The 1,156-nt window shown below is 70.4% G+C and carries 1 protein-coding gene; it reads left to right on the forward strand.

Annotated features, from left to right (window positions below; translation table 11 throughout):
* Positions 1-1,156 (forward strand): amino acid adenylation domain-containing protein (locus ACLEQD_RS43880; protein ID WP_410391866.1); only part of this gene is annotated, 1,156 nt, incomplete at both ends.

The raw sequence follows: 1,156 nt of genomic DNA on the forward strand, positions 1-1,156 counted from the left end.
AAGGTCCTGGTGGAGTGGAACCAGACGGCCGTGGAGTTCCCGCGTTCGGAGACGCTGCACGGCCTCTTCGAGGCGCAGGCGGCAAGGACGCCGGACGCGGTGGCGCTCGTCAGCGAAGAGGGGAGCCTCAGCTATCGGCAGGTGAACGAGGCCGCGGAAGTGCTGGCCGCGCAGTTGCGCGCCTGGGGCGTAGGCCCGGAGGTGAAGGTGGGCCTGGCGCTGGAGCGGTCCGCCGCGCTGGTCATCGCGCAGGTGGCGACGCTGAAGGCGGGAGGCGCATGGGTGCCGCTGGATGTGGAGTACCCAGCGGAGCGGTTGGCCTTCATGGTGCAGGACAGCGGCGCGGCACTGGTGCTGGCGCACGTGGCGAGGGCGCAGGAACTGCCGGCGACCTCCGCGCGAGTGGTCCTGATTGAGGACGCGCTCCAGACGGCAACGCCTTACGTGCAGGGCATCAGCGAGTCGCGCACGGGAGCGGACGGACTGGCATACGTCATCTACACGTCGGGAAGCACGGGCAAGCCGAAGGGCGTAGGCGTGGGCCACCGCGCCGTCGTCAACCACCTGCACTGGCGTCAGCAGCGCTTCCCGATGGGAGAGGGCGACGCGTTCCTGGCCAAGGCATCGAGCAGCTTCGACATCTCGGTGTGGGAAGTCTGGGCCCCGCTGGTGAGTGGAGCGCGGCTGGTGCTGGCGAAGCCGGGAGGCCAGCGCGACACGGAGTACCTGGTGGAGACGGTGGCGAAGCACGGCGTGACGCACGTGCACTTCGGGCCCGCGCCGCTGGGGACGTTCCTGGAGACGGCGGGAGTGGAGGACTGCGAAGCGCTGCGGTACGTCTTCTGCGGCGGTGAGGCGCTGGGAGTCGGGCTGCACCGACGCTTCGTGTCGAAGCTGGGCGCGACGCTGGTGCACCAGTACGGCCCAACGGAAGCGTGCATCGACTGCGTGGCCTGGGAGACGCCGCGAGAAGCGGTGGAGTCCATGCCGCTGGGCCACCCCATCGCGAACACGGACGTGTACGTGGTGGACGAGGGCGGGCACCCGGTGCCGGTGGGCGTGGCCGGAGAGCTCTGGGTGGGAGGAGAAGGCCTGGCGCGAGGCTACCTGGGCCAGCCGGGCCTGACGGCGGAGCGCTTCGTGCCGAACCCGTACG

Source organism: Corallococcus sp. 4LFB, from assembly GCF_046520365.1.
Classification (GTDB): Bacteria; Myxococcota; Myxococcia; order Myxococcales; family Myxococcaceae; genus Corallococcus; species Corallococcus caeni.